Source organism: Halochromatium sp. (assembly GCF_054919635.1).
In genome coordinates this window covers 1-4,843 of record NZ_JBUDPI010000289.1, presented here as the reverse complement: position 1 = coordinate 4,843, position 4,843 = coordinate 1, and the positions used below count along the sequence as shown (strand labels likewise).

General features: G+C 66.7%; 2 protein-coding genes. Both read right to left on the bottom strand.

Features of this window, described 5'->3' with window-relative positions:
- Positions 1-1,842 (bottom strand): MGH1-like glycoside hydrolase domain-containing protein (locus tag ACY693_RS15030; protein WP_462322627.1); only part of this gene is annotated, 1,842 nt, incomplete at its 3' end.
- A gap of 146 nt (positions 1,843-1,988) precedes the next feature.
- Positions 1,989-4,843 (bottom strand): ATP-dependent RNA helicase (locus tag ACY693_RS15025; RefSeq protein WP_462322626.1); only part of this gene is annotated, 2,855 nt, incomplete at its 5' end.

Sequence of the window (4,843 nt, the reverse complement as noted above, 5' to 3'; positions counted from 1 at the left end):
GATGTCCTCGTAATGCGGGTCCTCGACACAGAGCTCGAGTGCGATCAGTGTCATCTTCAGCGCAAAATGCGCCATCCAGCCGGTCGCATCGGCCTGCTTCAGGCGATAGCGAGGCGGGAGGGCTTGCGAGCGGTCGTAGACCGAGATGTTGTCGAGGCCGAGAAAACCGCCTTCGAAGAGATTGTTGCCCTCGGCGTCCTTGCGGTTGATCCACCACGCGAGGTTCAGCAGCAGCTTGTGAAAGACCCGCTTCAGATAGCCATGATCGCCAACCCCGCGCTGGATACGCTCGGCACGAAAGACCTTGATCGCCGCCATCGCCAGCACCGGCGGGTTGACGTCGCCGAAGTTCCACTCATAGGCCGGCACCTGGCCATTGGGGTGCATATAGCGATCGGAGAGCATCAGCTCGACCTGGTCCTTGGCGAAGTCGACGTCGACCAAGGCCAGTGCCGCGCAGTGATAGGCGAGATCCCAGGCGGCGAACCAGGGGTATTCCCAGGCATCGGGCATCGAGAGCACATCGCGTGCGCGGACGTGGCGCCAATGCTGATTGCGGCCCTCACGGCGCTCGGGAGGCGGCGGGATCTTGTCACCATCGAGCCAGCGCGCAACGTCGTAGTGATAGAACTGCTTGGTCCAGAGCATGCCGGCCAATGCCTGGCGCAGGATCTGGGCATCGCTGGCCTCGGCTTCCGGGAGCAGATGCTGGTAGAAGGCATCGGCCTCGGCCTTGCGCAGGCTGAACAGCTTGTCGGTGGCGGCGAAGGGGGCGGCCAGTGGCTCCGCCGCCAAGACCAGCTCTAGGGTCTGAGTGGCGCCTGGCGCGACCCACAGCCGATAGCAGGCGGCGGCCTTGGTCCCGGTCTGGGCCGGGTTGACTGCGCTGGCATCTCCGTCGATCAGGTAGCGATGGAAGCCGTCTTTGACGTAAGGACTGGCGTTTTCGCTGCCCCAGATCCGGCGGTTGTCCGATTCGTTCTCGGTGAACAACAGCTCGGCCTGCACCTTCTCGCCGCGGCCGTAGATGAACTGATTGCCCAAGCATGGGTGCTCGGTCTGTAGGGCCCAATCCACGTCCGTTGGTGGCTCGATGGCACGGATGACTGGACGCTCGGGATCAGTGCCCAGCTGCCGGGCCTCGGCGCGGGCGCGGGCCTCGGCGGCGTCGCCCCAGAGGTCGTAATGCGGCTGTCCCCAGCTCCAGGTGTTGCGGAACCAGCAGCTGGGCAGCAGATGCAGCTCGGCCGACTCGGGGCCGCGGTTGGTCACCAGGATGCGGGCCTGGACCTGAGTCGGGCTCGCCTTCGCATAGCGGACCTCGACATCCCAGAATCGGTTCTCGGCGAAGGCCCCGGCCTCAACCAGCCCGAATGGCGGCGCATCGCGGCCGCGGCGCGCGTTCTCGTCGATGAGCTGCTGATAGGGGAAGGCCTGCTGCGGGTAGCGATAGCGATAACGCAGCCAGCTGTGGCTCGGCGTCGCATCTAAGTAGAAGTAGACCTCCTTGACGTCTTCGCCGCGGTTGCCTTCGGCGTTGGTCAGGCCAAAGGCGCGCTCCTTCAGAAACGGGTCCTGGCCGTTCCAGAGTGCGAGTGCGATGCAAAGATACTGCTGCTCGTCGCAGATACCGCCGAGCCCATCCTCGCTCCAGCGATAGGCGCGTGAGCGGGCATGATCATGCGGAAAATAGTCCCAAGCCTCGCCATCGGCGCTGTAGTCCTCACGTACCGTGCCCCAGGCACGCTCGGCCAGGTACGGCCCCCACAGCCGCCAATTGGCTTTGCCATTGCGCTGATCCTCAAGGCGTTGACGTTCGGCGTTCAATGGGCTCTTTGGCATCCGGTGGGCAACCTCTTTACTCGCGCGCGAGGAACAGGACTCGTCGTCGGCTCGACAGACCGCGGGCCGGGTGAACGGGAGGCTCGGTGCATGCGGTCACTGCGCATGCAACCCTAGCACGGCTCTGCGTGCAACGAGTCGGTGCGTCAGCGCGCATGGCGCTTTAGCCCGCCCTTGATGGGCGGCTCGCCTGCTGGGTCTTGTGGCCAGTGATGCTTGGGGTAGCGACCGCGCATCTCCTTGCGCACCTCGGTATAGGCGTCGGACCAGAATGCGGCGAGATCCTGGGTGACCTGAAGTGGACGTCCCGCTGGCGAAAGCAGGTGCAGCAGCAGCGGTTGCCGCCCGTTGAAGATGCGTGGCGTATCACGGACGCCGAACAGCTCTTGCATCGGGACCTGCAGGACCGGTTGCTCGCCAGCGGTGTAGTCGATCGGGCGCCAAGTCCCGGCCGGGGTTTGCAGGCGAGTCGGCGCCAGTGTGTCGAGCGCCTGTGACTTGTCCCAGCCGAGTGCCTGGCGCAGCACCTCGAGCAGGTCGAGGGCGCGCACCTCGGATAGGCGCGTCTTGCCAATGAGCCAGGGTACCAGCCAGTGCTCGCGGCCGGTCTCCTCGGCTCTGGCTGCGCTTCCAGCTCTGCTCCCAGCTCTGTTGACGGTTCCGCTGTCGGGTCTGCTTTCATCGATGCCCCCAGGTTTGCTCCGAGGCCGGCCCTCGTCTGAGCTCCGATCGTCAAGCGCGCCTTCAAGCCCAGACCTGATACCAGCCACTGAGAAGTCGGGCCAATGTGCCTCCGGCTGCAGACGTCGAGCGAGCTCGACCCGAGCGCAGAGCTGCTGCGCAGCCGCCGTCCAGCTCAGCGATCGTTCGAGATCGCCGGCAATCGCTGCGAGCAACAGCGCTAGACCATCCTCGGCATCAGCCAGAGGCGCCGGCTGGGCATCGAGCAAGATCGCACCGAGCTGGACCTGGTCGCGGGCGATCACGGCCTCGCGCTGAGCGTCCCAGCTCAGGGTTCGGTTGGTCCTGATCTGTTCGGCGAATGCGGTGCGGACCTCGGTCTCGGTGATCGCGGCCGCGGCACGGATGCGATGATCGTTGCGGGTTGCCTCGAGCTCGGCGATCACCAGCCAGGGCTCGCTGGCCAGGGCATCATCGCGCGGCAGCTCGGCGCCGCTGCCATTGCGCAGCAGATAGCGGATGCCGCCTTGGATGCCGGTACGGCCCTCGCGGCGTCGGGCGATGCGCTCCGGATACGCGAGCGCGAGCAGCGCGCCGAGGCTTGGCGTGGTGTGGCGAGGATCGGGCTCGGGGCGAGCAGCGGGATCGGGCTGAGGGATGGATGCATCGATCCTGTCTGTTGTCTGGGCAGCGAGCTGCTTGAATTGGGTCGCTGCTCGCTGCACCGCTCGCAGTCGGCGCGGCTCGAAATCCGGCGTTGGTTGCCGGCGGCGGGCACGCTCGAGGGCGTCGAGCCGCGGTTGAAGATCGACCGGGCGCCAGTGGCCGGGCCGATGCTGCCAGGGATCGCGCTCCTCGATCAGCGCTGCCAGGTCGCAGGCCAGCCCGCGGGCGCTGATCGGCGCTGCGGTCAGCATGCGGCCCAGACGTGGATGCACCGGCAACGCCGCTACGCCACGGCCGGCGGGGGTGATTGCCCCGCTAGCCTCGAGCACTTGGAGCCCTTGCAGCAGTTCGACGGCCTGGGCCCAAGCCGCGCTGGGTGGTGGATCGAGCCAACGCAGCTGCGAGGGATCGGTAACGCCCCAGAGCGCAAGCTCGAGCACCAAAGGCGCCAGGTCGGCCTCTAGGATCTCGGCGCTACGCTGCGCCGGGCGGGCCTGCTGTTGGTCCTGGCTCCAGAGTCGATAACAATGCCCGGGACCGAGCCGACCGGCGCGGCCAGCACGCTGCTCGGCGGAGGCTTGCGAGATGGGTTGCGTGATCAGACGGGTCAATCCGGTGCCAGGCTGGAAGCGCGGTTTGCGCGTCAGGCCGCTGTCGATCACCACCTCGATGCCTTCGATGGTGAGCGAGGTCTCAGCGATATCGGTTGCAAGCACGACCCGGCGGCGGCCGTCGGGCGCGGGCCGCAAGGCACGATCCTGCTCGCTGAGGGGCAAGCTACCGTGCAAGGACAAGATCTCGACTTCGCTGGCCTTGGCGTCGGTAGCTGGCGCCCGCGTCCGGACACCGGCGCGAGATTGAGCCAAGCCGTTGACAGAGGGGGCTCGGGAAGGCTTGGGAGCTGATGAATCAGGGCCAGACTGCGTTGTTGTAGCCTGTGGAGCCTGAGCCTGACCACTAGAGCTAGGTTGGACGGCCGATGCGTCCAGTGCCTGCTTCAGCTGGTCGGCTATGCGCTGGATCTCGCTGGCGCCGGGCAGGAACAGGAGCAGATCACCTGAGTGTGCTGTGAGCGCCCGTCGCACCGCCGGCAACAGGCCGGACAAGGGATCGCGCTCAGGGCGCTCGAGATAGTGCAGCTCGACCGGGTAGCTGCGCCCAGCACCGCGGATCACCGGTGCATCGCCAAGCAGCCCGGCGAGCCGTTCGGAGTCGAGGGTCGCGGACATCACCAGGATGCGCAGATCGTCGCGCAGACTGGCGACGTCCAGCGCCAGCGCAAGCCCGAGGTCGGCCTGCAGGCTGCGCTCGTGGAACTCGTCGAAGATCAGCAAGCCGCAGCCGCCGAGCTCTGGGTCATGCTGAATGCGCCGGGTCAGGATACCCTCGGTGAGCACCTGGATGCGGGTGTTGGGTCCGACGCGGCGCTCGAACCGCACCTGGTGTCCGACCGTCTCGCCAACTGTCTCGCCAAGCATGGCCGCCATTCGTGCAGCAGCCATCCGTGCGGCCGGGCGACGCGGCTCGAGCATCAAGATGGAGCGGCCCTGGAGCCAGTCGGCATCAAGCAGCGCCAGCGGCACCCCCGTGGTCTTACCGGAGCCGGTCGGGGCGCTAAGCAGCGCATGGCCCTCCGCAAGACATTGGCAGAGCT